The 24,738-nt window shown below is 59.1% G+C and carries 24 protein-coding genes, 7 pseudogenes and 1 other annotated feature; of the genes and pseudogenes, 14 read left to right on the forward strand and 17 right to left on the reverse strand.

Annotation, left to right across the window (positions count from 1 at the left end; translation table 11 throughout):
- The first annotated feature begins 172 nt into the window (after positions 1-172).
- The 4 genes from tnpA (NMA58_RS30820) to NMA58_RS30835 are packed head-to-tail and all read left to right on the forward strand — an operon-like array spanning position 173 to position 3,248.
- Positions 173-607 (forward strand): IS66-like element accessory protein TnpA, encoded by a 435-nt coding sequence (gene tnpA, locus NMA58_RS30820; RefSeq protein ID WP_416068530.1) that lies wholly within the window; start codon positions 173-175, stop codon positions 605-607.
- Positions 608-663: 56 nt separating this feature from the next.
- On the forward strand, positions 664-957 hold the full coding sequence (gene tnpB / locus NMA58_RS30825; RefSeq protein WP_112982801.1) for an IS66 family insertion sequence element accessory protein TnpB: 294 nt from the start codon (positions 664-666) through the stop codon (positions 955-957).
- 45 nt (positions 958-1,002) lie between these two features.
- The gene (gene tnpC / locus NMA58_RS30830; RefSeq protein WP_416068531.1) at positions 1,003-2,661 is read left to right on the forward strand and encodes an IS66 family transposase; all 1,659 of its coding nucleotides are present in this window, start codon (positions 1,003-1,005) and stop codon (positions 2,659-2,661) included.
- A gap of 2 nt (positions 2,662-2,663) precedes the next feature.
- Complete coding sequence (locus tag NMA58_RS30835) at positions 2,664-3,248, forward strand: plasmid pRiA4b ORF-3 family protein (RefSeq protein WP_416068532.1); 585 nt, start codon at positions 2,664-2,666, stop codon at positions 3,246-3,248.
- Positions 3,249-3,282: 34 nt separating this feature from the next.
- On the opposite strand, the gene NMA58_RS30840 is transcribed toward NMA58_RS30835, so the two are convergent.
- Positions 3,283-3,414, reverse strand: coding sequence for a DUF6429 family protein (locus tag NMA58_RS30840; protein ID WP_416068533.1), 132 nt, complete (start codon positions 3,412-3,414; stop codon positions 3,283-3,285).
- Between the two features lie 218 nt (positions 3,415-3,632).
- Between NMA58_RS30840 and NMA58_RS30845 the strand changes: the two genes are divergently transcribed.
- The 4 genes and pseudogenes from NMA58_RS30845 to NMA58_RS30860 all read left to right on the forward strand — a co-directional run bounded on the left by NMA58_RS30845 (position 3,633) and on the right by NMA58_RS30860 (position 6,113).
- Positions 3,633-4,424, forward strand: coding sequence for a GH12 family glycosyl hydrolase domain-containing protein (locus NMA58_RS30845; RefSeq protein WP_416068712.1), 792 nt, complete (start codon positions 3,633-3,635; stop codon positions 4,422-4,424).
- Between the two features lie 165 nt (positions 4,425-4,589).
- Positions 4,590-4,973 (forward strand): annotated as a pseudogene (locus NMA58_RS30850) (IS21 family transposase); the annotation flags it as partial.
- A 29-nt stretch (positions 4,974-5,002) separates the two neighbouring features.
- Positions 5,003-5,830 (forward strand): annotated as a pseudogene (locus NMA58_RS30855) (IS3 family transposase); the annotation flags it as partial.
- A gap of 58 nt (positions 5,831-5,888) precedes the next feature.
- A complete protein-coding gene (locus NMA58_RS30860) occupies positions 5,889-6,113 on the forward strand; it encodes a DUF6429 family protein (protein WP_416068711.1) in 225 nt (74 codons plus the stop codon).
- Positions 6,114-6,147: 34 nt separating this feature from the next.
- On the opposite strand, the gene NMA58_RS30865 is transcribed toward NMA58_RS30860, so the two are convergent.
- The 5 genes and pseudogenes from NMA58_RS30865 to tnpB (NMA58_RS30885) form a co-directional block, all read right to left on the reverse strand.
- The gene (locus NMA58_RS30865; protein ID WP_416068532.1) at positions 6,148-6,732 is read right to left on the reverse strand and encodes a plasmid pRiA4b ORF-3 family protein; all 585 of its coding nucleotides are present in this window, start codon (positions 6,730-6,732) and stop codon (positions 6,148-6,150) included.
- 2 nt (positions 6,733-6,734) lie between these two features.
- Positions 6,735-7,577, reverse strand: a pseudogene (tnpC, locus tag NMA58_RS30870) (IS66 family transposase); the annotation flags it as partial.
- A 152-nt stretch (positions 7,578-7,729) separates the two neighbouring features.
- On the reverse strand, positions 7,730-8,170 hold the full coding sequence (locus NMA58_RS30875; RefSeq protein ID WP_416068709.1) for a hypothetical protein: 441 nt from the start codon (positions 8,168-8,170) through the stop codon (positions 7,730-7,732).
- Between the two features lie 82 nt (positions 8,171-8,252).
- Positions 8,253-9,803 (reverse strand): IS66 family transposase, encoded by a 1,551-nt coding sequence (gene tnpC / locus NMA58_RS30880; protein ID WP_431324625.1) that lies wholly within the window; start codon positions 9,801-9,803, stop codon positions 8,253-8,255.
- Between the two features lie 69 nt (positions 9,804-9,872).
- Complete coding sequence (tnpB, locus tag NMA58_RS30885) at positions 9,873-10,031, reverse strand: IS66 family insertion sequence element accessory protein TnpB (RefSeq protein WP_416068707.1); 159 nt, start codon at positions 10,029-10,031, stop codon at positions 9,873-9,875.
- A 38-nt stretch (positions 10,032-10,069) separates the two neighbouring features.
- Between tnpB (NMA58_RS30885) and NMA58_RS30890 the strand changes: the two genes are divergently transcribed.
- The 3 genes from NMA58_RS30890 (at position 10,070) to NMA58_RS30900 (ending at position 13,364) form a co-directional block, all read left to right on the forward strand.
- On the forward strand, positions 10,070-10,321 hold the full coding sequence (locus tag NMA58_RS30890) for a DUF5372 family protein (protein WP_416065938.1): 252 nt from the start codon (positions 10,070-10,072) through the stop codon (positions 10,319-10,321).
- Positions 10,322-10,513: 192 nt separating this feature from the next.
- A complete protein-coding gene (locus NMA58_RS30895) occupies positions 10,514-10,975 on the forward strand; it encodes a helix-turn-helix domain-containing protein (RefSeq protein ID WP_062369699.1) in 462 nt (153 codons plus the stop codon).
- A gap of 292 nt (positions 10,976-11,267) precedes the next feature.
- Positions 11,268-13,364, forward strand: coding sequence for a recombinase family protein (locus NMA58_RS30900; protein ID WP_416065937.1), 2,097 nt, complete (start codon positions 11,268-11,270; stop codon positions 13,362-13,364).
- On the opposite strand, the gene tnpB (NMA58_RS30905) is transcribed toward NMA58_RS30900, so the two are convergent.
- The 5 genes and pseudogenes from tnpB (NMA58_RS30905) to tnpA (NMA58_RS30925) all read right to left on the reverse strand — a co-directional run bounded on the left by tnpB (NMA58_RS30905) (position 13,272) and on the right by tnpA (NMA58_RS30925) (position 17,134).
- Entirely contained in the window at positions 13,272-13,574 is a 303-nt protein-coding gene (gene tnpB / locus NMA58_RS30905; RefSeq protein ID WP_434714941.1) for an IS66 family insertion sequence element accessory protein TnpB, read from the reverse strand. The two genes, NMA58_RS30900 and tnpB (NMA58_RS30905), sit on opposite strands and share 93 nt — an antisense overlap.
- A 70-nt stretch (positions 13,575-13,644) precedes the next feature.
- Positions 13,645-14,389, reverse strand: a pseudogene (locus NMA58_RS30910) (tyrosine-type recombinase/integrase).
- Complete coding sequence (locus tag NMA58_RS30915) at positions 14,386-15,300, reverse strand: tyrosine-type recombinase/integrase (RefSeq protein WP_416068704.1); 915 nt, start codon at positions 15,298-15,300, stop codon at positions 14,386-14,388. Before NMA58_RS30915 ends, NMA58_RS30910 begins: the two are co-directional and overlap by 4 nt.
- Positions 15,294-16,535 (reverse strand): tyrosine-type recombinase/integrase, encoded by a 1,242-nt coding sequence (locus tag NMA58_RS30920; RefSeq protein WP_434714942.1) that lies wholly within the window; start codon positions 16,533-16,535, stop codon positions 15,294-15,296. The genes NMA58_RS30915 and NMA58_RS30920 overlap by 7 nt, the downstream gene beginning before the upstream one ends.
- Before the next feature lie 209 nt (positions 16,536-16,744).
- Entirely contained in the window at positions 16,745-17,134 is a 390-nt protein-coding gene (tnpA, locus tag NMA58_RS30925) for an IS66-like element accessory protein TnpA (RefSeq protein WP_431324626.1), read from the reverse strand.
- A gap of 106 nt (positions 17,135-17,240) precedes the next feature.
- Between tnpA (NMA58_RS30925) and NMA58_RS30930 the strand changes: the two genes are divergently transcribed.
- Complete coding sequence (locus NMA58_RS30930) at positions 17,241-17,468, forward strand: IS66 family insertion sequence element accessory protein TnpB (RefSeq protein ID WP_431324627.1); 228 nt, start codon at positions 17,241-17,243, stop codon at positions 17,466-17,468.
- A gap of 189 nt (positions 17,469-17,657) precedes the next feature.
- Here NMA58_RS30930 and NMA58_RS30935 read toward each other — a convergent pair.
- The 3 genes and pseudogenes from NMA58_RS30935 to NMA58_RS30945 form a co-directional block, all read right to left on the reverse strand.
- Positions 17,658-18,664, reverse strand: a pseudogene (locus NMA58_RS30935) (tyrosine-type recombinase/integrase).
- Positions 18,661-19,593: a tyrosine-type recombinase/integrase gene (locus NMA58_RS30940; protein ID WP_416068702.1), complete on the reverse strand. Its 933-nt coding sequence runs from the start codon at positions 19,591-19,593 to the stop codon at positions 18,661-18,663. The pseudogene NMA58_RS30935 and the gene NMA58_RS30940 overlap by 4 nt, the downstream one beginning before the upstream one ends.
- Complete coding sequence (locus NMA58_RS30945) at positions 19,590-20,774, reverse strand: site-specific integrase (protein ID WP_416068701.1); 1,185 nt, start codon at positions 20,772-20,774, stop codon at positions 19,590-19,592. Before NMA58_RS30945 ends, NMA58_RS30940 begins: the two co-directional genes overlap by 4 nt.
- On the opposite strand from NMA58_RS30945, the gene NMA58_RS30950 reads away from it, so the two are divergent.
- A protein-coding gene (locus NMA58_RS30950) for an IS3 family transposase (protein WP_416068522.1) occupies positions 20,755-21,983 on the forward strand; the annotation gives its coding sequence in 2 pieces (ribosomal slippage) (positions 20,755-21,049 and positions 21,049-21,983; 1,230 coding nt in all). The genes NMA58_RS30945 and NMA58_RS30950 overlap by 20 nt on opposite strands.
- Positions 21,036-21,152 (forward strand) — a sequence feature (AL1L pseudoknot). (Overlaps the previous gene by 117 nt.)
- A gap of 1 nt (position 21,984) precedes the next feature.
- Here NMA58_RS30950 and NMA58_RS30955 read toward each other — a convergent pair.
- From NMA58_RS30955 to tnpA (NMA58_RS30965), 3 genes and pseudogenes are all read right to left on the reverse strand, one after another.
- Entirely contained in the window at positions 21,985-22,152 is a 168-nt protein-coding gene (locus NMA58_RS30955; RefSeq protein WP_416068700.1) for a hypothetical protein, read from the reverse strand.
- Between the two features lie 141 nt (positions 22,153-22,293).
- Positions 22,294-22,413: pseudogene (gene tnpB / locus NMA58_RS30960) on the reverse strand (IS66 family insertion sequence element accessory protein TnpB); the annotation flags it as partial.
- A pseudogene (gene tnpA, locus NMA58_RS30965) lies at positions 22,410-22,864 on the reverse strand (IS66-like element accessory protein TnpA). The pseudogenes tnpA (NMA58_RS30965) and tnpB (NMA58_RS30960), both read right to left, overlap by 4 nt.
- Before the next feature lie 935 nt (positions 22,865-23,799).
- On the opposite strand from tnpA (NMA58_RS30965), the gene NMA58_RS30970 reads away from it, so the two are divergent.
- Positions 23,800-24,690 (forward strand): SctD/MshK family protein, encoded by an 891-nt coding sequence (locus tag NMA58_RS30970; RefSeq protein ID WP_416068699.1) that lies wholly within the window; start codon positions 23,800-23,802, stop codon positions 24,688-24,690.
- The last annotated feature ends 48 nt before the right edge of the window (positions 24,691-24,738 follow it).

The raw sequence follows: 24,738 nt of genomic DNA on the forward strand, positions 1-24,738 counted from the left end.
CTCGGCGTTCAGTTCGGTCATGCAGGGCCGGCGCTCTGATAATCGAGACTCAGGAATGTCCTCCGCTCAATGGCCGCCCTCGCCGTATCCGTCCGAGCGAGACCGCCTTTGAATATTGGATAAAACTGTTCAGACCCTGTCCTTATTCCCAGGCATAAGGACAGTTGGACAGATGGAGATTTTTGAAGGGGACAGCGGGTCTCGGGTGAGCCGTCTTGAGGTGATCAACACCGGACGGCGGCGTCGATTTACTGAGGATGAGAAGCTGCGGATTGTCGCAGAAAGCTTTGCGGGGAGAGGCCGGGCGTCGGCCACGGCCCGTCAGTACGGCATCAGCCGCTCGCTGTTAAACCGTTGGCGCAAATCGGTTCGCCAGGGTTTGCACAGCCAGAAACAAACCGATGGTTTTGTGCCGGCGTTCGTCATGCCGGAAACTTTTGTGCCGGTGAAGCAGGTCACTCCACCTGCTGCGATGGAGCATCCGGTAGCGCCTCCTTCCGGCCGCATGGAGATTGTCGCGGCGAACGGCCGTCGTGTGGTCGTGGACGGCAGCGTCGACGTTGAGGCGCTGCTGCGGATCATGCGGGGTCTGGAGACGTTGCGGTGATCACGCTTCCTTCCGGTCAAAATGTGCGGGTGTGGATTGCAACGGGCCATACCGACATGCGGTGTGGGTTTCCATCGCTTGCGTTGCGGGTGCAGGAGGTGCTGAAACTGAACCCTCTGGACGGCAATCTTTTTGTATTCCGCGGTCGTAGCGGATCGCTGATAAAAGTGATCTGGAGTGACGGCCAGGGGAGCTGCCTTTTTACAAAAAAGTTGGACCGCGGCCGGTTCGTCTGGCCGTCTGCGGAAGGCGGCGCGATCGCGATATCACCCGCGCAGCTGAGTTATCTTCTGTCCGGGATCGACTGGAGGCACCCTCAAGAAACCTGGCGGCCGACGAAGGTCGGCTAGCATTATTCAATTGAAAATACAGGGGAAATCTGATCGAATGGCTTCATGATCTCAAAGCCTGTCGATCTTCCTGTGGATGTTGTTGGCGCTTACCTGGCGCTGCTTGGCGAGCATGAAGCCTTGCAGGCTAAACACGCTATCGCAGTTGCGGAAGCGGCCAATGCGCAGGCGATGCTCTCTGACAACGAGGCGCTGATCGTTGCTCTGGAATTGAAGATCGAGAAGCTCAGGCGCGAGTTGCGAGGCCAGCGCTCTGAACGCACGGCGCGCCTGCTCGACCAGTTGGAACTGCAGCTCGAGGAACTCGTGACGGCGGCGACGGAGGACGAGGTCGCGGCACAGGCAGCAAGCGCCAGAACCTCGAGCGTACGTTCGTTCACGCGCAAACGACCGGTGCGCAAGCCATGGCCGGACGATATCGAGCGCGAACGTATCGTCATCGAGCCGCCGACGACTTGCGCCTGCTGTGGTGGTTCACGCTTGTCGAAGCTGGGCGAGGACGTCACCGAGACGCTGGAAGAGATTCCGCGCCGGTTCAAGGTGATCGAGACGGTGCGGGAAAAGTTCACGTGCCGTGACTGTGAGGCGATCAGTCAGACGCCGGCACCGTTCCATGCCACGCCGCGCGGCTTCATCGGTCCTCATCTGTTGGCGACGATCCTGTTCGACAAGTTCGGCATGCACAGCCCGCTCAACCGGCAGAGTGCCCGGTTCAAATGCGAGGGGATCGATCTTTCGACCTCGACGCTGGCCGACCAGGTCGGGTACGCAACAGCCGCTCTCATGCCTGTCTTCGATCTGATCGAGGCGCATGTCTTTGCGGCCGAGCGTCTTCACGGTGATGACACCACCATTCCCATTCAGGCCAGGGACAAATGCACGACCGGACGCATATGGACTTACGTATGCGATGACCGGCCATTCGGGGGAACAGCGCCGCCAGCCGCAATCTATTATGCGTCGAGTGACCGGCGCGGCGAACATCCGCAGAAGCACCTGGCCAGATACGGCGGCATTCTACAGAGCGATTGCTACAATGGCTTCGAGCCGATCGCTGTTGCCGCAACGAAAGAGGTGCCGATCACCTTCGCCTTTTGCCATGCGCATGCGCGGCGTAAATTCTTTGAGCTGGCCGATATCCAGAAGAATGCGCGGGATCGCAAACGCAAGGGCAAGCCGATCTCGCCGATCGCGCTTGAGGCCGTCAAGCGCTACGACGAATTGTTCGGGATCGAGCGGCAGATCAACGGATTGAGTGCCGAAGAACGACTGGCTGCGCGGCAGGAGAGAAGCAAGCCGCTGTTCGATGACATGCACGAGTGGTTGACGAAGGAACGCGCCACGCTCAGCAGATCGTCCGAGGTCATCGAGCCGATCGATTACATGCTCAAGCGCTGGGAGGGCTTTGCCCTCTTCCTCGAAGACGGTAGAGTTTGTCTCACGAACAACGCAGCCGAGCGGGCGCTGAGAAGTGTCGCATTGGGAAGACGGAACTGGACCTTCGCCGGTTCCCAGCGTGGGGCCGATCGTGCCGCTGTCATGCTGACCGTCATCACCACCTGCCGCCTCAACGATGTCGACCCAAAGGCGTGGCTTGCCGATGTCCTGGCTCGCATCGCCGACCATCCTGTGACGCGCCTGCACGAACTGCTGCCCTGGGAGTGGAAACGTGCATCGCCGGCAACCGTAATGCTGGCGGCCTGACGATGGTGGCTTCTGCCGTCCGCCTGAAGGTCACCCTCGATCATGTCGAGCCGATAGTGATGCGGCGCGTTGTCGTACCGTTCACCATCAGGCTCAGTCGGCTGCACGAGGTATTGCAGGCGGCGATGGGCTGGACCAACAGCCACCTTTACGAATTCCGCATGCGTGACGTCGGCTTTGGTTTGCCAGACGAGGAATGGGGGGATGGTCCGATCGATGCCCGCAGGGTCTCGCTGCTGTCGGCAGTCCAGGACACCGGTGCGAAATCGTTCAAATACCTTTACGACTTTGGCGACGGTTGGGAACACAGCATCAAGATCGAGCGCACCTTTCCTGCAGTCGGCACGGAAGGACCGATGCTCCTCGAAGCAACGGGACACTGCCCGCCTGAAGACGTTGGTGGTCCATGGGGTTATCAGGAGTTCCGCGAGGCGCTTGCAGACCCGGCGCACGAGCGACATGCCGAAATCCTAGAATGGTGGGGCAGCAGCGATTACAATCCCAACAGCGCCAACTTCTCGCAGCTCAACAAAGCCGTCGATGACCTCGCCGCAAAATGGGTCCGAAAAGCGCGACGCAAAACCTGAACACCGGGCTGTGGGTGAAAGCCGAAACTGGATTTTACCGTGTAAACAACCGGCGGAATAGTTCTTCCGAACGCCGTAGACCTTCGTCCGTCAGGACCAGCGACTTCGACTTGTTCAACGGATCACACAGGACCGCGTCATCGATTTTGTCCTCGTCGATCTCCATTCTGCTATGCTACCACGCGCGAGACCCCAAGTCCCGCGGCCCACCTCGGATGGATACCCCTCGCCAGCGGTTGCCCCGACGCCACACTTCAGAGATCGCTCCGTTATCCGTTAGTTGAATGGTGACATGCAAAAACACAATTTCCCAGTGCCCAGTATCAATGTCAGTGTCCTCGCACAAGCGCCAGATCTTTGTTCTCGTAACAGAAGGAGAGCCTTATGTCTTCCAATCGGATAGATGGTACAGGGTCCTTGCCCTCCCCGCTGGGGTATGTCGACACACAGGATGATAAACTATTCAGGCACGCTGTGAATGAAACCAAATCACCGACTGACGCGCTTCTATCGAATGCTCCGATTTGGAGATCGAGCGCTCCATATGCAGGCTTTTCACACGGTCGCTATGCTTGGAACAACGACATATATGGTAAGAGCGCTGGACCTCAGACGCTTTCAGTCCATGCAGACAACCAGTGGAGCGTGTGGTCGAACCAGCCTAACACTGATGGCATCAAGAGCTACCCCCATCAGGCTGTCGATATTGGGAAGCCGCTCAGTTCAATCAACAGTCTGACGTCAAGCTTCAATCAGAAAGTTCCTGCTGGTGGCGCCTGGAACACCGCCTACGACATCTGGGACAGCTCACAACAGAATGAGATAATGCTCTGGACAAACTATACCGGACATCCGGACGGCAGCGGCAATGTCAAGCCCATCTCAAAACATTATGACGCTTCCGGGGCGGCGGTTCCGATCTACCACAATGTCAATGTAGGCGGAGCGAGTTGGAACGTGTTCGAAGGCTATAATGGTCACAAGGTCATCTCACTGCTGCTCACTTCCAAGACCGATACCGGGACGGTGGACATAAAGAGTATCCTAGATTGGCTCAAGTCGAAGGGCCACTTTGGCGACGTAGACGTCGACAGCGTTCAATACGGCGTCGAGATTACATCGTCCCCAGGCGGGATGAAATTCAACTTCAAGAATTGCTCCGTGAGCTCGACGTGACATACGGCCGCAGAGCCAGCTACTCATTATTTCTGAAGGGAGTCCGAAGTCGAGTTCGCAAGGCCCCACCCGGGAAAGGAGGTGCCCACGACACTCTCTCTATCACGGGACGAGTTGGTGAAGCAGGGCGGTCACGCTGAGAGGAGAAGAAATGGCGATTGACGCCACGGTTATGCTGATTGGCTTGTCATCAAGCAGGATGATGTGACGGTTGCCGAACACCAGCGCAACTTCGGCCGCGGCGAGACTGTCTATAATCCCTGGCACTATGTTGCCGTTCTCGCTCGCAAACCCGGTGCCTTGCGCACGGCGTTCCATTCCGGGAATGGGTTTTGCCAACTGCGAGGGAGAAGGTCCGCAAACGGTTGAAGAGCGCCGATGACGGTTATCGACAGATGGTCGCCATACTCGGATGTGTGCCTGCTGATGGTCTCGCCGCCGTTGAGGCCGCCTGCCAGGAAGCGCTCGATCACGGCGTCTGCTCTGCCTCGGTGATCTGCAGGGGTTGCGGCGCGAAGCCGCAATCCGCCTCCCGCCGCAACCCCTGCAGATCACCGATGCGCTTCCGCTTGCCGTGGAAAGCTTCGGCTTGGATCGATGAATATGAACCCGGCGGCAGGCGGCGAGTTCTCACCGGCAACTCAAGCGCTGGCACGAGATCGGAGCAGCAGAAGCGAACAGCCGTGATCGGCTTGTACTCTCGAGGTGAGAGTGCCCGTTCGGTGGCTCAGAAGGTAGGTGTGAGCCGGCAGACGTTGTACGACTGGAAGAACCAGCAACTTGGTCGTGAGGTCCCTGCATCCATGACACGCCGTCGCAAACTACCACCGACTGCCAGCCGAGGCGAACTCGAGCGTGAACTCGAGGCACTGCGCAGTGATGTGAAGCGCCTTCAACTTGAACATGACTTGCTTACGAAGGCTAACGAACTCATTAAAAAAGATCTGGGCATCGATCTGCGGCTCCTGGGAAATCGGGAAAAGACACTGCTGGTTGATGCCCTGCGACCGACATATGCATTACCGGAACTCCTCACTCAGCTTGAGTTCGCCCGCAGCTCCTGTCTTTATCATCGGTCTCTGCTTTCTCTCGAGGACCGATACGCAGATCTTCGCCACACCATTGCGGTGCTTTTCGAAACCAACCGTAACTGCTACGGCTACAGACGCATTCATGTTGCACTGGCCAGAGGCGCAGAACAGGTCTCCGAAAAGGTAGTACGCCGCTTGATGAAGCAGGAGCAGCTCATCGTGACCACTGCCAGGCGGCGGCGGTATACGTGTTACCAAGGCGAACTAGATCCTGTGCCGGAAAATTTGCTCAATCGTGATTTCCACGCTGAAAGCCAAACGAGAAATGGCTTACCGATATCACCGAGTTCCAAACTGCCAGCGGGTAAAGTATACCGTATCCATCCGAGGAGGGCCGCGGGACTTGAAGTCTCGCGCGTGATATTATGGCAGAATGGAGATCGACGAGGACAAAATCGATGACGCGGTCCTGGCCCTGTTATGGCTGACGCTCCACAACGAACGTTGCGCCTGGAAGGGATTTGACTGGGCGACGACGGACCGGTTGCATGAGAAGGGACTGATCTGTGATCCGGTCAACAAGTCGAAGTCGCTGGTCCTGACGGACGAAGGTCTACGGCCTTCGGAAGAACTGTTCCGCCGGTTGTTTACACGATAAAATCCAGTTTCGGCCTTCCCCTACAGCCCGGCGTTCAGGTTTTGCGGCGCGCTTTTCGGACCCATTTTGCGGCGAGGTCATCGACGGCTTTGTTGAGCTGCGAGAAGTTGGCGCTGTTGGGATTGTAATCGCTGCTGCCCCACCATTCGAGGATTTCGGCATGTCGCTCGTGCGCCGGATCCGCAAGCGCCTCGCGGAACTCCTGATAACCCCATGGACCACCCACGTCTTCAGGCGGGCAGTGTCCCGTTGCTTCGAGGAGCATCGGTCCTTCCGTGCCGACTGCAGGAAAGGTGCGCTCGATCTTGATGCTGTGTTCCCAACCGTCGCCAAAGTCGTAAAGGTACTTGAACGATTTCGCACCGGTGTCCTGGACTGCCGACAGCAGCGAGACCCTGCGGGCATCGATCGGACCATCCCCCCATTCCTCGTCTGGCAAACCAAAGCCGACGTCACGCATGCGGAATTCGTAAAGGTGGCTGTTGGTCCAGCCCATCGCCGCCTGCAATACCTCGTGCAGCCGACTGAGCCTGATGGTGAACGGTACGACAACGCGCCGCATCACTATCGGCTCGACATGATCGAGGGTGACCTTCAGGCGGACGGCAGAAGCCACCATCGTCAGGCCGCCAGCATTACGGTTGCCGGCGATGCACGTTTCCACTCCCAGGGCAGCAGTTCGTGCAGGCGCGTCACAGGATGGTCGGCGATGCGAGCCAGGACATCGGCAAGCCACGCCTTTGGGTCGACATCGTTGAGGCGGCAGGTGGTGATGACGGTCAGCATGACAGCGGCACGATCGGCCCCACGCTGGGAACCGGCGAAGGTCCAGTTCCGTCTTCCCAATGCGACACTTCTCAGCGCCCGCTCGGCTGCGTTGTTCGTGAGACAAACTCTACCGTCTTCGAGGAAGAGGGCAAAGCCCTCCCAGCGCTTGAGCATGTAATCGATCGGCTCGATGACCTCGGACGATCTGCTGAGCGTGGCGCGTTCCTTCGTCAACCACTCGCGCATGTCATCGAACAGCGGCTTGCTTCTCTCCTGCCGCGCAGCCAGTCGTTCTTCGGCACTCAATCCGTTGATCTGCCGCTCGATCCCGAACAATTCGTCGTAGCGCTTGACGGCCTCAAGCGCGATCGGCGAGATCGGCTTGCCCTTGCGTTTGCGATCCCGCGCATTCTTCTGGATATCGGCCAGCTCAAAGAATTTACGCCGCGCATGCGCATGGCAAAAGGCGAAGGTGATCGGCACCTCTTTCGTTGCGGCAACAGCGATCGGCTCGAAGCCATTGTAGCAATCGCTCTGTAGAATGCCGCCGTATCTGGCCAGGTGCTTCTGCGGATGTTCGCCGCGCCGGTCACTCGACGCATAATAGATTGCGGCTGGCGGCGCTGTTCCCCCAAACGGCCGGTCATCGCATACGTAAGTCCATATGCGTCCGGTCGTGCATTTGTCTCTGGCCTGAGCCCATGTGTCAGTTGATTGCCGCGCCTCCCGTGGATGAAGCCATCGGTTTGCTGATTGCTGAGCAAATGACGCCGGCGGCCGTCGAACCTGCAATTGGAGCCCGAAAAGAGATCCAAGCCGTAAGCGGTGTGCCAGTCACACTGGGGATTTTATTTCCAAGAGTCTGGTTTGCTGTCATGCAGTTTTATGAGGCGCTCGCACCCACCAAGTTGTTCGGATGCCTCCTTGGCCCAACTCTTCGCCTGCTGTTCGGAAAGGGCTAGGGTTTTATCACCACCTGATGCCATCAGCTTTAAGGTCGCGCTTTCCAGCTTATCGATTGAAACTGCAACATCTTGATAAATTTCTGTTTTGGAACCGCAGCCTTGCCTATTCAGATATCCTAAAAACTTTTGCCCCATAGAGACGGGCTTGGCACCGCAATACTTTTCCGCGAGTGCATGCATCATAATCGCGTAGCTAATGCCCATGAAACGGGTCTCAGTCTTTTCGCCAGGCGCAAAGCTGGTTCTACAAAAACGTGGGGGTTCTGCATGAGCTTCTGTTAGCGCAAAAAAAGACAAAACTATCATACCGAAAAAGCGAAGCATGTGGTGTCCTCAATCAACTACGTTAAATGACTGACCGATTTATCCACGACGAGCAATGCGTAATCTCAGTCTAAGCAATTGATTACTTCAGATTCCACGGCAGTAGCTCACCGATCCGGCTCTGCTTGTGGCCGCTGACGATGGCGGTAAGTGTGCTGGTCAGATAGGCCATCGGATCGACGGCATTGAGTTTGCAGGTCTCGATGAGCGAGGCGATCATCGCCCAGTTCTCTGCTCCAGCGTCATGCCCAGCAAAGAGTGCGTTCTTCCGATTGAGGGCGATGGGCCGGATGGTTCGCTCGACGCTGTTGTTGTCGATCTCGATGCGGCCGTCGGTCAGGAAGAGCTTCAGGCCGTCCCAATATTTGGCGATGTAGGCCAGAGCCTCGCCGAGAGGGGACTTGGTCGCTACACGGGCACGGTGATGGATGAGCCAGGTCTGCATGTCGGCGATCAGCGGCGCTGACCGCTCCTGCCGTCCGGCAAGGCGAGCCTCCGGATCAAGGCCACGCAATTCGGCTTCGATCCGATACAGTTCACCGATCCGTTTGACGCCGTCCTCGGCAATGGGTGCTGTAGCGTTGCGGGTGATATCCACCAGCTTGCGGCGAGCGTGTGCCCAGCAATAGGCAAGCCGAATGTCGGGACCGACCCTGTCCGGTGCGATCAGCCTGTTGTATCCGGCATAGCCATCGACCTGCAGAACGCCGGAGAAGCCCTGCAATATTCGTTCGGCATGAACACCCCCGCGACCGGGAGCGTAGGTGAAGGCGACGCCCGGCGGAGCACCGCCGCCCCAAGGGCGATCATCCCGCGCCAGCGCCCAGAAGTATCCGGTCTTGGTCTTGCGCGAGCCGGGATCGAGAACCGGGGCACGGGTCTCGTCCATGAAGAGCTTGGTCGAGCGCTTCAGGTCGGTGGTCAATGCATCGAAGACGGGGCGCAATTCGAACGCTGCTCGCCCGACCCAGTCGGCAAGTGTGGAGCGATCAAGATCAACGCCCTGGCGGCTCATGATCTGAGCCTGCCGATAGAGCGGAAGGTGATCGGCATATTTGGTGACCACCACATGGGCGACGGTCGCTTCCGTCGGCATTCCTGCCTGGATCAGCCGCGCTGGAGCCGGGGCCTGAACGACGCCGTCGGTGCAGGCACGGCATGCATATTTGGGGCGGCGGGTGACAATGACGCGGAACTGCGCCGGGACTACATCCAGCCGCTCGGAGACATCCTCGCCGATGCAATGCAGGCAACCGCCGCAGGCACAGACTAGGCTTTCCGGTTCGATTACCTCTTCCACACGGGGAAGATGTTGAGGAAGGGAGCCGCGATTGGTCGCTCGTGATCTTGAGACCTTGTTGCCTTGAACGACGTCGGCTTCTTCCTCGGCATGGATCGCTGCCATCGCCGTTTCCAGGTCTTCCAGTGCCAGATCGAACTGCTCGGAATCGGTCTTCTCGGACTTGCGCCCGAAAGCTGCCTGTTTGAAGGCCGCGACCAGCCTCTCAAGCCGTTCGATCCGCTCGTCCTTACGAGCAATCTGCGCGTCCTTGCCTGCCTCGCGTGCCTGCGCCGCGATCAGCATCGCCTTCAGGGCGGCAACATCATCGGGAAGATCGGCGGCATCAAGCATGCCCAGAAGTTACCAAATCCCGGCCCGTTTTGCCTTCGGAATCTTTCGCGCTGAGTCATCGTGCCGCAGCTATTCGACAGTCTCCGGCGTTCTCGTCTTGACGGCATGAACCCGCCGCCAATCGAGGCCCGCAAACAGGGCTTCGAACTGGGCGTGGGTCAGCGTCATCAATCCATCCCGTATGCTGGGCCAGGTGAAGGTGTGCTCTTCCAGCCGCTTGTACCTCACAAGAGAATGCAGCCGCGACCAGCGCAGATGAGCAGCTAGTGCGGGTCACACATCCGTTTCATCCACTACTTGGACAGCAGTTGCCGTGTGTCGGCAGGCGCTGCAATTCGCATGGGGAGCGTCTTTTACTGCAGACAGAGGATGCCACCGTTTGGTCCGTTCCCCCGCAATGGACTGACCTTGTGAGCCCAGATCCTGAAGTTGTCATGGGCAACGGACGGTCGCTCTTGCGGGTCGCCGACTTAATGGAATTGGCCGCCCTGGTAGAGCGCCTTTCCAGAACACGATGATGTGCGGATGTGTAAAGATAAATATGCCGCATCTGTAAAGCGGATTATGCCGCATATGTCTTATTTTTGTGGAATTATTCCCGCAATTACAGGACTGAATGATGCTAAACCATGAGGACCACCTTGACGAGGCAGAAAAATACGTCATAATTAACATTACGATTACGTCGCTTCATGTCCTCGGAGCCATCGATGTCTGCGAAGTACGACAGCAAGCGCACAAAGACGGATGCCCTCATCGAAGAGGGTACGTTCAATCCCACCCCCGAGAAGGTGCGCGATCCAAAGTTTCGGGGCAGCGAGTTCTTCGATCCGCACGACGCCGTGCAGGTCAAATACGAGATGCTGCGTCGCGTCTCCATCGACAAGGTGTCGGTGACGGAGGCCTCCGACGAGTACGGTGTTTCCAGGCCGACCTACTACCAGGCCAAGGTGAACTTCGATATGGCCGGCATTGCCGGACTGGTGCCGACGAAGCCGGGGCCCCGCGGTCCCCACAAGATCGACGACAAGGTCGTGGCATTTCTGCAGGCGCAGCTCGCTCCAGGAGAACCCGTTCGCGCCCGGGAACTTGCCAAGCTGCTTCGCCAGGAACTCGACATCGAGCTTCATCCCAGATCGATCGAGCGGGTTCTAAAAAAAAGCGGCAGGTAAACATTGCCGCGACGGCGGCATGCCCGATCCTACCGTCGACCATCGCCTCCCAGTACGAGGTCTTGCGCAAGGCTGCTCTCGGCGCAGCGCTGCCGCTTATGGCCCGTAGCGGCCTGATGCTCTTTTTGCGCCGGGGCATGTGGGGATGGGCTCAGACGCTGACCGCAACAGCAAGCACCCCGCGAGAGCAGAATTACCCATCGTCAATTGCTTGGCCGCTGCACCGCGGACACAGCGCCGTCGTCCACGTCCTTGCGACAATCGCCATGAGCATCAACGATCGGAGATCACGATGAATGTACATCTCAAAGTCCAGCCTCATCACCTCGAACGCAGCGCCTACCTCTACATCCGCCAATCTTCGATGCGGCAAGTCATCGACAATACCGAGAGCGCCATGCGGCAATATGCGCTTCGCGGGCGCGCTATCGCCCTTGGTTGGCGCGAGGAGCAGATTATCGTCATCGATAACGATCAGGGTGAATCCGGCGCATCGGCGGTCTGGCGCGAGGGATTTCAGCGGCTGGTCAGCGATGTCGGCATGGGGCATGCCGGGATCGTCATGGGCCTGGAGGTCTCCCGTCTGGCCCGCAACAATGCCGACTGGCAGCGTCTGCTGGAGATCTGCGCCCTTGCCGACACCCTGATCCTCGATGAGGACGGCGTCTACGATCCGGCAAGCTTCAACGACCGCCTCTTGCTCGGCCTCAAGGGAACAATGAGTGAGGCCGAACTGCATGTGATCAAGGCCCGGCTGCGCGGCGGCATCCTCAACAAGGCGCGGCGCGGCGAGTTCCGCTGCCCCCTGCCAACCGGGCTGGTCTATGACCATTCCGGCAATGTGGCACTTGAACCAGACATGCAAGTCAGAGAGACGATCGTCCATTTCTTCGAGACGTTCTCTCGCGTCGGATCCGCCTCCCAGACCGTCAAGGCCTTTCGTCAGGAAGGCATTCTCTTTCCCTCACGCCTGCACGACAGCCAGACGGTATTCCGGCCACTGACGACTTCGACGGCGATGCGTGTGCTGCACAATCCACGTTACGCCGGAGCCTATGCCTATGGCCGCCGCCGCTATCGACGCACCATTGATGGCAAGAGGATTGTGCGTGAACAAGATAATGATGATTGGACGGCATGTATTCCAGATGCCCATCCCGGCTACATCAGTTGGGAGCAGCATCAGGAGAACCTGAGGATTCTGAAGTCGAACATCTGCCATAAATGGAACGCGGGGGTCGCATCACCTCCGCGCGAAGGTCCGGCACTGCTGCAGGGGCGGGCCGTGTGTGGGCAATGCGGCAGGCATTTTCGCATGCGCTACGCTGCCCGACGCGGCCGGCAGGAAGCCTGGTACGTTTGTGATCGCGCCCGTAGCGATCGCGGTGAACCCCTGTGCCAGGCGATCGCTGCACCTCCTGTCGACGAAGCCATCGGTATGCTGATCGCCGAGCAGATGACGCCGGCAGCCATCGAACTGGCGATTGAAGTCCGCAAAGAGATCGAAGCGCGACATGAAGAGGCGGATCGGCTGCGCTGTCGCGCGATCGAGCGCGCGCAAACTGAAGCCGATCTCGCCCAGCGCCGTTTCATGCTCGTCGATCCCAATAACCGCCTCGTCGCCGACACGCTCGAAGGCGAATGGAACGAGAAGCTCCGCATCCTGGCCAATGCCCGCGAAGAGCGCGAGCGCGCCCGGGAGCACGAATTCATCCTCGATAAGGCCGTCCACGAGCGGTTGGTCGCAATGACGGCGGACTTCAAAAAACTCTGGACCAATCCAGAGACCCCGAACCGCGAACGAAAGCGCCTGCTTGCCCACATCATCGAGGACGTCACCCTCCTCAAACTACCGAAAAGAGGCACAACCAAGGCTCATATTCGCTTCAAGGGCGGTAAAACCGAGACACTCGTCACCATGAGCCCAAAATCTCCCAGCCAGCAGATCAAGACGAACCCCGATATCATCGCACTGATCGATAACCTCCTCGACAATCATATTTTTTCCGAGATCGCAGAGATTCTCAACGATCAGGGATATCGTCCGGGCTCGGTGACGCGCCGTGACCAGCGCAATGCACGCTTCACAACCAAACGCGTCACCTATCTCGTTCGCGAATATAGGCTGAGATCACGCTATGACCGGCTCCGGGATCGCGGGATGTTGACAAAAAAGGAGGCGGCTGAACACCTCAATATCCATGAACATACACTCGCCAGATGGGCTGAACACGGCCTCGTCACCAGCCACGCCTACAACGGGCACTACTACCTGTACGAGCTTCCGAAGACGGATTTACCGCAAAAGCAATGCAGTCGATGGAACCAGCTCATCGATCGCGTCGCCGCCCGTAAGCAAAATGCCGGACACGCCAAAACCTTCAACTGAATGCGAAAGAGAGATGCAGTATGAATGCAGATCGTTGTAGGCCATCACCAAGCCGCTGCCATCCCAGTAGATCAGCTTCAGCCGGTCTGCTTTCCGTGACCGGAATACGAAGACCGTCCCTGTAAAAGGGTCCCTGTGCAACTCGTTTTTGACCAGCGCCGCTAGGCCATCGTGGCCCTTGCGGTTATGCGGAGCTCCGCATAAGCGCAATTATGTGGAGTGGCGGATTATGCAGAGTCCGCAGCGGCAAATGCTTGCCGCCTTGGTGTTTAAGAGGCGATTAATCGACATAATCTCCTGATCGACTGACGGACTTCAGCATGCCCAGCAGCTTATCGGGAGCATGGAAGCGGCCAGGCTTGAGTGTTGGCGGCACCATTGTGGCGAGCGCCTCGAGTTTTTCCGTCGGATCGGCCCGGAGATATATCTCGGTGCTTTGAAGGCTGGCGTGGCCGAGCCAGAGCGACACTTTGCGAACATCTCGGGTCGCCTGCAGCGTATGCATGGCGCAAGTGTGCCGCAAGACGTGAGGAGTGATCCGCTTGCTGGCGATGGAGGGCTGCTTCCGTGCCGCTGTGGTGACGTGCTTGGCCAGGATGTATTCAAATCCGGACCGAGTCAGCGCGCGTCCCGTCGCATTGAGAAAAAGTTCTGGGTCACCACTTGCTGGTCGAACCGCCAGCCAAGCCTTTAACGTCGTTGCGGTCTCCTTCCACAAGGGCAGCACCCGCTCCCGGCGTCCTTTGCCCATCACGTGGATACTGGCGACCGTCTGCCTATCGATCTGGTCGATGCGAAGGCTGACGAGTTCGGACACGCGCAGCCCGGCGGCGAAAGCCAGATGCAGCATCGCCCGATCGCGAATGCCGGACGCCTGACGGAGATCCGGTGCATCGAGCGGCCGCGAAGGTGAGTAACAGTTGAAAGCTGTAGGCGTAGGCCGCGCAGGTATGTTGGCTTGCCCGCCGCTCATGCGGCAGGTGCCTGCGTAGGAAGGCAGTGAGATGCGGAGCCAGCGTAGTCATGCTATGGCTCCTTGGTGCAGCGCTTCGCCGGCGGCCGCGATTTGCGTCATCAGAATCGGCGTCGCCTGCAGGTACCAATAGGTATCGGTGACGTGCGCGTGGCCGAGGTAGGTGCTTAGGGCGACGATATGGCGGCCAACTGCATCGCGATCGTGGTGGCATTGCTCCAGCGAGCGCACGGCGAAGGTATGCCGCAAATCGTGAATGCGGGGTCCCGGTTGACCGAGGCCTCCGCGCAAGCCGATCGACCGTGCGAGGCGGAGAAAGATGGCGATCACAGTATGATAGGACGGCGGCGTGCCTGCGAGGGAGATGAACAGCGCGCCGCTCAAAGTCCCGACCCGGTGCCGGGCCGCCAAGTATCGATCTAAGGCATCCCATGTCGTGCGGTGGAGCGGTAGCAATCGGCTCTTCTGGAACTTGGTTTGTCGGATGATCAAACCATCGTCGGTCACGTCATCGAGCTGAAGCGCGAGGGCTTCGGAGATGCGCATGCCGGCGGCGGCGAGCAAACCAAACAGGGTCTCGTACATCAGCGGCCTGATCGAACCAGCCGGCTTGAGCGAGGCGGCAGCCTGCATCAGTGCAGTGATCTCATCGGCGGTGTAGATATGTGGAATCCGGCGCTCAAAAAGGCCGCGCCCCAAGGCATCGGCAGCCGGGACCTCGTGGTATGGATCCTCGGCGGATAGCGCCAAAGCAAAACGACGGACCACCAGCAGGCGGTTGCGGCTCTGCTGCGGCGACGGAGCGAGCGTCGCCCATTCAAGCACGCGCGCACTTCGGACATGTCGATCACCATGCCGCTCAGCGAAGGCAACGAAGTTCTTCAACAGCGTATGCTGGACGCGGAATTTGAAGCCGAGCTGATGCTGCAGTTCCGCATGGCGTGCGAGGTCCCGGCTCAGCATGCGACACTCCCCGGCCAGGGCTGAACGACGTCAAGTAACATGTCGACGTCAACCTTCGCATAATGGGCGGTCGTGTCGACCGACCGATGGCGCAGCACGGCTCCGATGGTGTCCAGCGTAGCGCCAGCCCGCAGCATGCTAGTCGCGGCCGAATGGCGGAGAAGATTTGCACCTCGCGATGGTGCATCGATGCCAGCTCTCGTGAGCGCAAGACTGACGATGCCCGAAACGCTCGCGCCGGCCAATGGCCGAAACGGTGCTATGGTCCGCAGGAAAATGCGGTCGCAGACGGCAGGTGGACGGGCGTCTCGCAAATAGTCGATGATCGCGTCACCGGCTTCCTGGGGCAGCGGAAGCCGTATCTCACGGCGACCTTTCCCGCGGACACACAAGGTCCCTTCGCGCCAATCAATGTCGTCGAGGCGCATGCCAGAGATGTCGCCGGCGCGCAGGCCGAGACGCGCAAGCAACAGTAGCACCGCGCGGTCGCGAACACCCATTGGCATCGTGACGTCGCACGACGCGATGACCTGCTCGACTTCTGCCGCAGAGATGTAGCGCGGCAACGCCGACAGTCGCCATTGCGGGATCGTCGGTATGGCTTGATCGAGCCCCGGATGACACAAGTCATGGGCTGCCAGATACCTCAGGTAGCCCCGCAGCGCCATCGTCATGGTCTTGAGGTAGGCTGGCGAACTTTGCTTGCCCTCATCCAAAATCACTTGCCGAACGAGACCGGAATCATAGTGCCTTATATCGGGTCCCAAGGCGGGAAGCAGCCGCATGACCATCAGGCAATGGCGACGGATTGTGTGCTCAGAAATGCCCCGGTGCCGTCTCAGCCAGGTCTGGAAGCCGAGGACTTGGTCGTCGTGGGCGCACTCCACTTCCTGCTTTAACGGCGTCACAACCCCGCATTCTGCCAGGAAATCCACGAACCGCTGCGCCCTGTTCAGGTATTTGGTGGATAGGCGACTGACGCGTCGGGTGCCAGGGCAACGGCATCGATGTCGCGCGAAACGGCGCATTACACCATCATCGATCTCACCGACCGCAATCCTTGTGTTTTGCAGCCATTGCCCGAAGTGACGGGCCGAGGCTTCGTAGCCTGACACCGTCAGGCGCGTGTGTCCCAGGTTCGACAAGCGAATCGTGAACTCCTTCACGAACGACCGTAAGACGCCCGGGTCCATCAGTTGCATGCACTCTGGTAAAACTTCCTTCGACTTTGACATGTGTGGTCTCCTCTCAAGGTCAAATGAACGACGAGAGATGACAACAATTATGTCGCCCGAGAAAGCCGACTGACTTCTCTAACTTACTGAAATGGATGGAGTAAATTGGCACGCTTGCTGCGGACTCTGCATAATCCGCCACTCCACATAATTGCGGAAATCGACCGGCTTGGTGGCTACCATGATCCGAACCCGGTTCGACGGAAAGATCATGCCGGAACCGCGCAGGCACGCGCGACAGCGGCGATCCGCGCAGCAGATGCACCTTCCTCAATACGGATGGTGACAGGGCCGACGACAATCTCGGCGCGGGAGACTGCTTTCGCAGTCGGCGGCTCCGATACGGGCATCTCGACAACCATGGCCGCGAATTCGACTGCGTCTTCCGGCTCCGGTAAAACCAGCTTGCCCTGCCGTGCCAGCGTTCGCCAGGACGACAGGTGATTGGCCTTCAGCCCGTGACGTTCCGCGACCTCGTTCACCGTCACGCCCGGACGCAAGCTCTCCGAAACGATCTGCGCCTTGACCTCGTCCGGCCATTGACGGTGAGCCTCCCGTCGGCTCCGCCGCGTCGTGAGAACCTCCAACGTAGTCTCCATGGAGAAAATCCTTGTCGCTTCCATGGAACGTCGATCACAGATCAGGCGACATCGGGCAATGTGGGGCTAGAACACCGGTTACGAGGCGCTGGAGCCGGGCGCGAGCGTGTCGGCGATCGCCCATCGGATAGGCATTCGTCCGTCGCAGCTGTTCGCCTGGCGTCGTGACGCTCTGGACTATGCCGCCTCGCAGCGTTCGGCTGGCAAGGTCGCCTCGGCGCGCCCGGCTGCCCCGGTGATCGAGGTTGCTATTGGCGACATTGTCGTGCGCGCCGGCGCAGATGTCGACGAGGCGCACTTGCAGCGGGTGATCCGGGCGGTGCGTTCGGCATGATCCCGTCCGGCGTGAAGGTGTTCCTGGCCAGTCATCCGGTCGACTTCCGCAAGGGCCCGGACAGCTTGCTGTCGCTCGTGCGGGATGCCGGCAGTGATCCGTTCTTATGTGTCGGGCGAGATTATGTGGCGGATCCGTCCCGGCGCTAGCCGAGGCCCGTCTAATCTGGAATTCTCCGCCACATAATATTTAGATACTGTTCAGCAGTTGGAGCACGGCGTCATTTGGTCGGAAACGGACGCCAAGATCGCCGGCGACTCCAGCCTTCTCGAGACCTTTACGCATCATCTCGACATCGGCAGTGGCATAGCGGTGGGTTGTAGCGACCTGTGCGTGCCCGAGCCAGGCTTGGATCGTCAGAAGGTCAACGCCCGACTGGAGAAGCTTCATGGCCAGTGAGTGTCGGAAGATGTGCGGCGATATAGGCTTTTGGGCCAAGGCCGGCCTGATGTTCACGGCCTGGGCCACCGCTCGCCGCACGATGTGGGTTGCTCCGAAGCGCGTCAGGCGCTCGTTGCGGGCGCCGACGAATATCGGTCGCGGCTCGTGGCTCGCGATCCGTGTTCGGCCAACAAGGCTGTCAGTGCTCGCGCCAGATCCCGAGGAATGGGGATGATGCGGTCTCTGCGCCCTTTGCCGCGCAGCAGTACTTGTGGGTGCGACCGTTCCAACTGAAGGTCGTTTGCGTTGACGCCGGTAGCTTCGGAGACCCGCGCGCCGGTCCGTGCCAGGAACAGTAGAAACGTGCGGTCACGCCGACCGCGGGGCGACCTTGGATCAGGCGCTTCAATGAGGGCGTCCACTTCGGCCTTGATGAGGTGATGCGTCACCTCGACGTGCGCCCGTTTTATGGGAATCGTCAGCACGCGTTGGGCGACACCGAAGGACGCTGGATCGGAGGCTGCGACATGGTGGAAGAACGATCGGATCGCCGCTAGGCGGGCGTTGCGCGTGGAGATGGTGTTGTTCCGCTTCTCCTCGAGTTCGTCGAGAAAGGCGAGAATGAGGTCTCGATCGAGCTCCTCGAGCACCAACGCCGCCGGCTTCTTCCGCAACCGCGTGGCGGCAAAGAGGATGAGCATGCGCAAGGCGTCGCGATAGCTGGCCATGGTCGCGGGAGTCGCGTTGCGTTGCTTGGTCAGGCGTCGGCGAAAGTAGGACTCCAAGAGCGGTGCCAGGAGTAAGTGTTCACTCATGCTGCGCCTCCATCGAGGAAGGCGCGCTCCGCCGCCATGGCGAGAAGATCCACCGAGCCAGTGAGGTAGTAGGCTGTGTCACTGTAGTTGGCGTGGCCGAGATAGGTGGCGAGCACCGGGAGTAGCGCCTGGACGTTGGCGCGTTGTTGATGCCAAAGGCTCATGCGGGTCACGGCAAACCGGTGCCTAAGATCGTGCGGCCGCAACGGCTTGCCGTCATCAAGCCCTGCGAACTTGCGGACCTGAGCAAATCCGCTTTGCAAGCCAGTCGCCGAGAGGCGGTTGCCACGAGAGCTGAGGAAGAAAACCTGGTCCTTGGGACTGGGAAAAGCGGCATCGCGCGCACGGGCATAGCGGCGAAGCGCTGTTTGGGTCGTCGTGTGAACTGGAACGAGACGGTCCTTGCGGAACTTCGTCTTCCGAATGAGAAGAACCCCGTTGGTCAGATCGACGTCGGAACGATCAAGCCTGACCACTTCGCCCGATCGCAGTCCCGTACTTGCCAACAATCCGATCAGCGTCTCCATCGTCCGCCCCCTGAGGGGGATGCCTGGCGAAATGCGGGTGCATGCGTCGATGAGCGACGCCAACTCTGCCTCGCTGAGGATACGTGGAGGTGGAATCGCCCTGGATCTAGGAAAGGCTCTGCGCTCCAAGGATTCGGTTTGGGCGTCATAGACCGCGAGATACTCGTAGAAGCGGCGGAGCACGCCGTGACGAGTAGCGCGGCTGTTGGCGGCGCCGCCGAACGACAGGACGAAGTCCAGCGCCATCGTCCGGGTGGCGGGCGCATCGAATTGAGCGCGTTCAACGTAGCGGACGAAGGCGTGCAACGTACCGGCTTGTTTGCTGAAAGAGTAGCCGAGCGAGTGGCGCAGTTCGATGTAACGCTCGACCTTCTCGCCGAGGAATCGGGCGAAGGCGGTCATGCAGCGCCTCCGGGAAAGGGGAGTGCGACCTCGGCGAGCTGCGAGGCCGCAACCTTCACGTACAGCGCCGTTGTGTTGATACTCCGGTGACCAAGAAGATCGGCGACCTCGTTGATTGGCCTTCGCTGCCCGACAAGCTGGGTGGCGAGGCTGTGGCGCAGGAGATGTGCACCGGCGACCCGCCCGAGTTCGACCCCGCCATGCCGCAACCGCTTCCTCACGATTCTTGAAACAGGCGCCGCAGACTTGAACGCTCCCACCGGCGGCGTGAACGACAGGAACAGATACGGACTGTCCACCTTCGGTCGAGCGCGCAGGATGTAGTCGACGAGCGCCGCGCCGGTCTCCTCGAGGAGTGGCACCACCCGATCACGCTTGCCTTTGGTCCGCCGGATAAAAACCTCGCCAGTACGCCAGTCGATATCCTGCAGTCGAATGGCACGTAACTCGCCGTTGCGAATGCCCGTGGTGGCGAGCAGCAGCAGGACGGCTCGATCGCGGATAGCGACCGGCGTCGTTGGGTCGATCGCATCGATTGCGCGCCGAACGTCACCCCATGCAAGGCGTGGCGGCAGATGCGCCAAACGCCAATACGGCGTTCTCGGCACGATGCGGGCAAGATCTTGGTGATGGTGGCCAGCCCAACATAAGAACCGAAGAAATGTTTGAATGTGAGAAGTCGCTGCCGTGCGGGTGCCGGAGGTCGCCGATAGCGACAGCCGATACTCGACAGCAGCAAGCACGTGCTCAGCTGTCAACGCCTCAAGACTTTGGCCGGGGCGGTGATGGCGGAACCAATCCAGAAAACGGCGGCCGCCCAGAAGAACGCCTTCGCGGGTCTTCGGCTCCAGGCCCCGTACCCTGCGCAGATAGTCCGAAAAGGAGGCCAGAAGCGGAGCATCCGGATCATTCTCTTCACCTGAAACGGAAATAATAAACCGCTCCGGAGCCACTCGCCGTGCATGAGCCAGAGCCGATACTGCCCCAATGCGCGGAGTATCACTAGTAAACGCGCCCAAATAGCTGTCAATTACATCTTGATGGATCGGCATCGGACCACAGTGCGTCAAGGCAAACTGGCTAAAACGCGCAATCCGGCTCAGGTAAATGAACCGCGCCGGGTTTGCCGGAGGCTCCAACTTCTGAGAAAGTGGAGCCGATATGAGCAAGACAACAAACAAATTTTCACCTGAAGTCCGCGCCCGAGCAGTGCGGATGGTTTTGGATCACCAAGGGGAATATTCCTCGCGATGGGCGGCGGTTTCCTCGATCGCCGCCAAGATCGGCTGCATGGCGCAGACGCTCAATGAATGGGTGAAGAAGGCGGAAGTGGACGATGGTTCCCGGCCTGGACTCCCAAGCGAAGTCGCCGAGAAGATGAAGGCTCTGGAGCGGGAGAACCGCGAGCTTCGGCAGGCCAATGAGATACTGCGCAAAGCGTCCGCTTATTTCGCGATGGCGGAGCTCGACCGCCCATTGAAGCGATGATCTCCTTTATCGACGAACACCGCTCCGTATTCGGGGTCGAGCCGATCTGCAGGCTGCTGCCGATTGCCCCATCAACCTACTACGAGAACGTTGCCAAACGCCTGGACGTGGACCGGTTATCGGTCCGCGCCCGCAGCGACATTGCCTTGAAGATCGAGATACGCCGTGTGTTCGAGGCGAACTTCCGCGTCTACGGCGTGCGCAAGGTCTGGCGGCAATTGAAGCGGGAGGGCTTCGATATAGCCCGCTGCACCGTCGCCCGGCTCATGCGATCGATGGGACTTCAGGGTATCATCCGGGGCAAGCCGATCCGCACGACGATCCCGGACAAGACGGCTCCGAGCCCGCTCGATCGGGTGAACCGCCAGTTCAAGGCTCCTGCGCCGAACAGGCTCTGGGTTTCGGATTTCACCTATGTGGCCACCTGGCAAGGCTTCGTCTACGTGGCCTTCGTCATCGACGCCTTCGCGCGCCGGATTGTCGGCTGGCGGGTGAGCCGGACGGCGCATGCCGGGTTCGTCCTCGATGCTTTGGAACAGGCGCTTCATGAGCGGCGTCCCGTTCATGGTGGCGGCCTGATTCACCACTCGGACAGGGGCGTTCAATACGTGTCGATTAAGTATTCGGAGCGATTGGCGGAGGCAGGCATCGAGCCTTCCGTCGGAAGCGTCGGCGACTCTTACGACAACGCCCTCGCCGAAACGATCAACGGCCTCTACAAGGCCGAGGTCATCCATCGGCGAGGACCGTGGCGCAGCTTCGAAGCGGTTGAATTCGCCACTCTGGAATGGGTCGACTGGTTCAACCATCGACGGCTTCTGGAGCCCATCGGCAACATTCCCCCCGCCGAAGCCGAGGAGCAGTATTACGCCATGCTGGACGAACCAGCCATGGCTGCATAACTTAAACCAAACAGCCTCCGGCAAACCCGGCGCGGTTCAAAATCTTGGCGGACGCTCGCTTATAACCGAGCGCGAAAAAATGCTCCGCGAGGCGATCCATCTCGCCACCAAGCGCACCACTACGCAGGCGCTTGAGCACCCCACGATAAGAGAAATAGAACTCGAGCATGTTGTCCCTCCGAATAGCGGCGCGGGGGATCCCGCACCCATCTCAAGAGGCACAAAATATTATGTGGCGGAGAATTCCAGATTAGACGGGCCTCGGCTGGCGCCGGGACGGATCCGCCACATAATCTCGCCCGACACATAAATAGGGATCGGCCGCAAGAGCTGACGCCACCAAAGCCACCAGGCCATTCATGCCGCGCCGGAAGTCGACAGGTTGCGTCGCAACCATGATCTTCACGCCATTTGGCGAAACTCCGATCACCGGCACCCTCTCAACGCCGCCACCATCGCTTGTGCCAGCTCAGGCGCTACCGAGCCGATAACCGTCATGCGCGCGCCAGCAAGCTCGATCTCAATCCGACCCGCGGCGAAGTGGGCAAAATCCGACGGCGAGCTCTCGGGAGGCGTTCGATCGCCAACCACCGTCACCGGCACGAACATCGCCTGCTGCGCGCAGGTCTTGGCAGAGCGAAGAGAGGTCAGGCCAGCTTCCCGACGCCAGACGTTCAGCAAGCCGCGATTGACGCCCCAGCGCCGGGCAACGGCCGAGATGTTCACGTCAGGTTCTGCGCTTTCCGCAAGAATCCGCGCATTCTCCTCGTCAGTCCAATTCCGCCGCTGCCGCCGACCGGTGATCACCTCGATCCGACCTTTCCCTCATGCCTGGCTTCATGCATGCCTTCAAGCATGGCATCAGCGCGATCTCCAACCATTCCATTCCGCTCCTATCGATGAAGAAGCTTATCTCGCGGCCTCAATCTCAAAAGGAAAGGTGGGGTGTTTGTCGCGCTCACATTTATGCAGGGCGCGATTTTTTTCTAAGCTCGTCAGCTTGTCGAAAGGTGACGAGCTTAGCTTGAGGAGGTGGATGCAGAAGACGGCATCGCCGCCCATTGACAAATAAGATAAACGCCGGAGTACCTGATGGTCGCAGTAAATGGAAGTTTTGGCAGCTTCGGTGCTCTCTTGGCCCGTACAGGGGGTCATGAGCGTTCGAACCGACAACCGTCGGACGTACCTGATCATAAAAGGCCGGCCGATCCTAACACGCAGCCAGACCCCAAGAGGTCCGAAAGGGGGCACGATTGGACGGACATTCCGCTTACTTCTGGCGACGGCTCGCAAACTGCATCTCAACAAGAAGCCTTTCAGCTGGCTCTCAACGCCGTAGCGTTAACTATCATGAACGATGTCATGGCTGATGCCGAGGAGGCTATGGCAGAGACAGAAGAGGATACCTGATGCTGGATAGAGGTCCTCGTCAGGAGTCGGCGTGTCGTTGATGACGGCACAATTGGAGAAAGGAAAGCAATATGTCAAGTAAAGTTGGGTCCAATAGTAGCAAAGGTAGTTCAGGAGCCACGGGATCTACAAATACAAAGGCCAAGAATGATGGGGCTGATGCGTTCAAAGCGCAAATGGAGGAGCTGGCGGCGGTTAGCACCGAGGCTACGAATAGGAGTATGTTGCTACGCACTGTTACAACGCAACTCTCGACGGTCAAGAAGGTCGCCGACGAGCGCGTTCAATAATGTTTGAAGCGTGACTCACGTAGTCTCGGTCGCAGCATTTGGTGACGCGATGTGGAACTGAAATGAGTCGCACGGCAATTGCCGTGCGGCTTCTATCCTTGTGCGGAAGAATATCCTTGAATGACACGATTGCTCTTCATTTCGAAATCCTGTCTGGCCTCTATTGCGGGCTGACCGGTGTGCTGGATCCAGAAGCGAAAGTAATCGGTAGTGGCCTCGACGCCGACATAATCTTTATCGAGCAAGGATTAGCGCCTCAACATCTTCGCATCACTTTTCTTGCAGATTCGATCGAAGTCGAAACCCTTGGAGCCGGAATTAGCGTTCAGGGCAAAGGGAATATTGCCGCCGGCGAGCGTGTTGTGCTTCCTATTCCGGTCGTGATCGACGTAGGCGCGATGTCCATGCTCTGGTCGGCAGAGGGTGCAGCGCCCGCTGAATCAGTCGACACACCACGCCTCTCGATCCGCATACTGGCCTTCGTACTATTGGGCTCCGTCGGGATCGGCGCGCTCGCAATGATTTTCTCCTACTACGTTAGCGCCGATGTATCGAGCGCCAATTCACCTGCTGCTATCCCTAAACCCAAGCTGACCGAAAACCACGCTGACAATCAGACGGCCGTTGCAGCGGCCAGAGATCTGCAACGGGAAGCGGCTAGAGCAGGCCTGCTCAATATTAAGGTCGACTGGGCCAAGGGGGTTGTTACAGCTGAAGGCACCGTCTCGTCTGCATCGGCCACCAGTTGGCAGAAGGTTCAGGAGTGGTTCGATCATCGCACAAATGGAGCTCTAACACTGGTCAATAAAGTGATCACCAAAGAGGAGAAGGCACCGTCGGCAATCGCGATTGAAGCAGTGTGGCGCGGGTCCTCGCCGTATGTTGTCATTGATGACGAGAAGTACTTCGTCGGGGCCCTTTTGGATGATGGATGGACAATCGATCGGATCGAAGACAGCCGCGTGCTGCTGAGCCGGAATGGCCACGTTGCTTCTCTCCCCTATTAAGTGCTTTCCGGTTCGCAGGCCATAGGAGAACTCCAATGCTCAAGCTGC

This window comes from Rhizobium sp. YTUHZ045 (assembly GCF_051124255.1).
GTDB lineage: Bacteria > Pseudomonadota > Alphaproteobacteria > Rhizobiales > Rhizobiaceae > Rhizobium.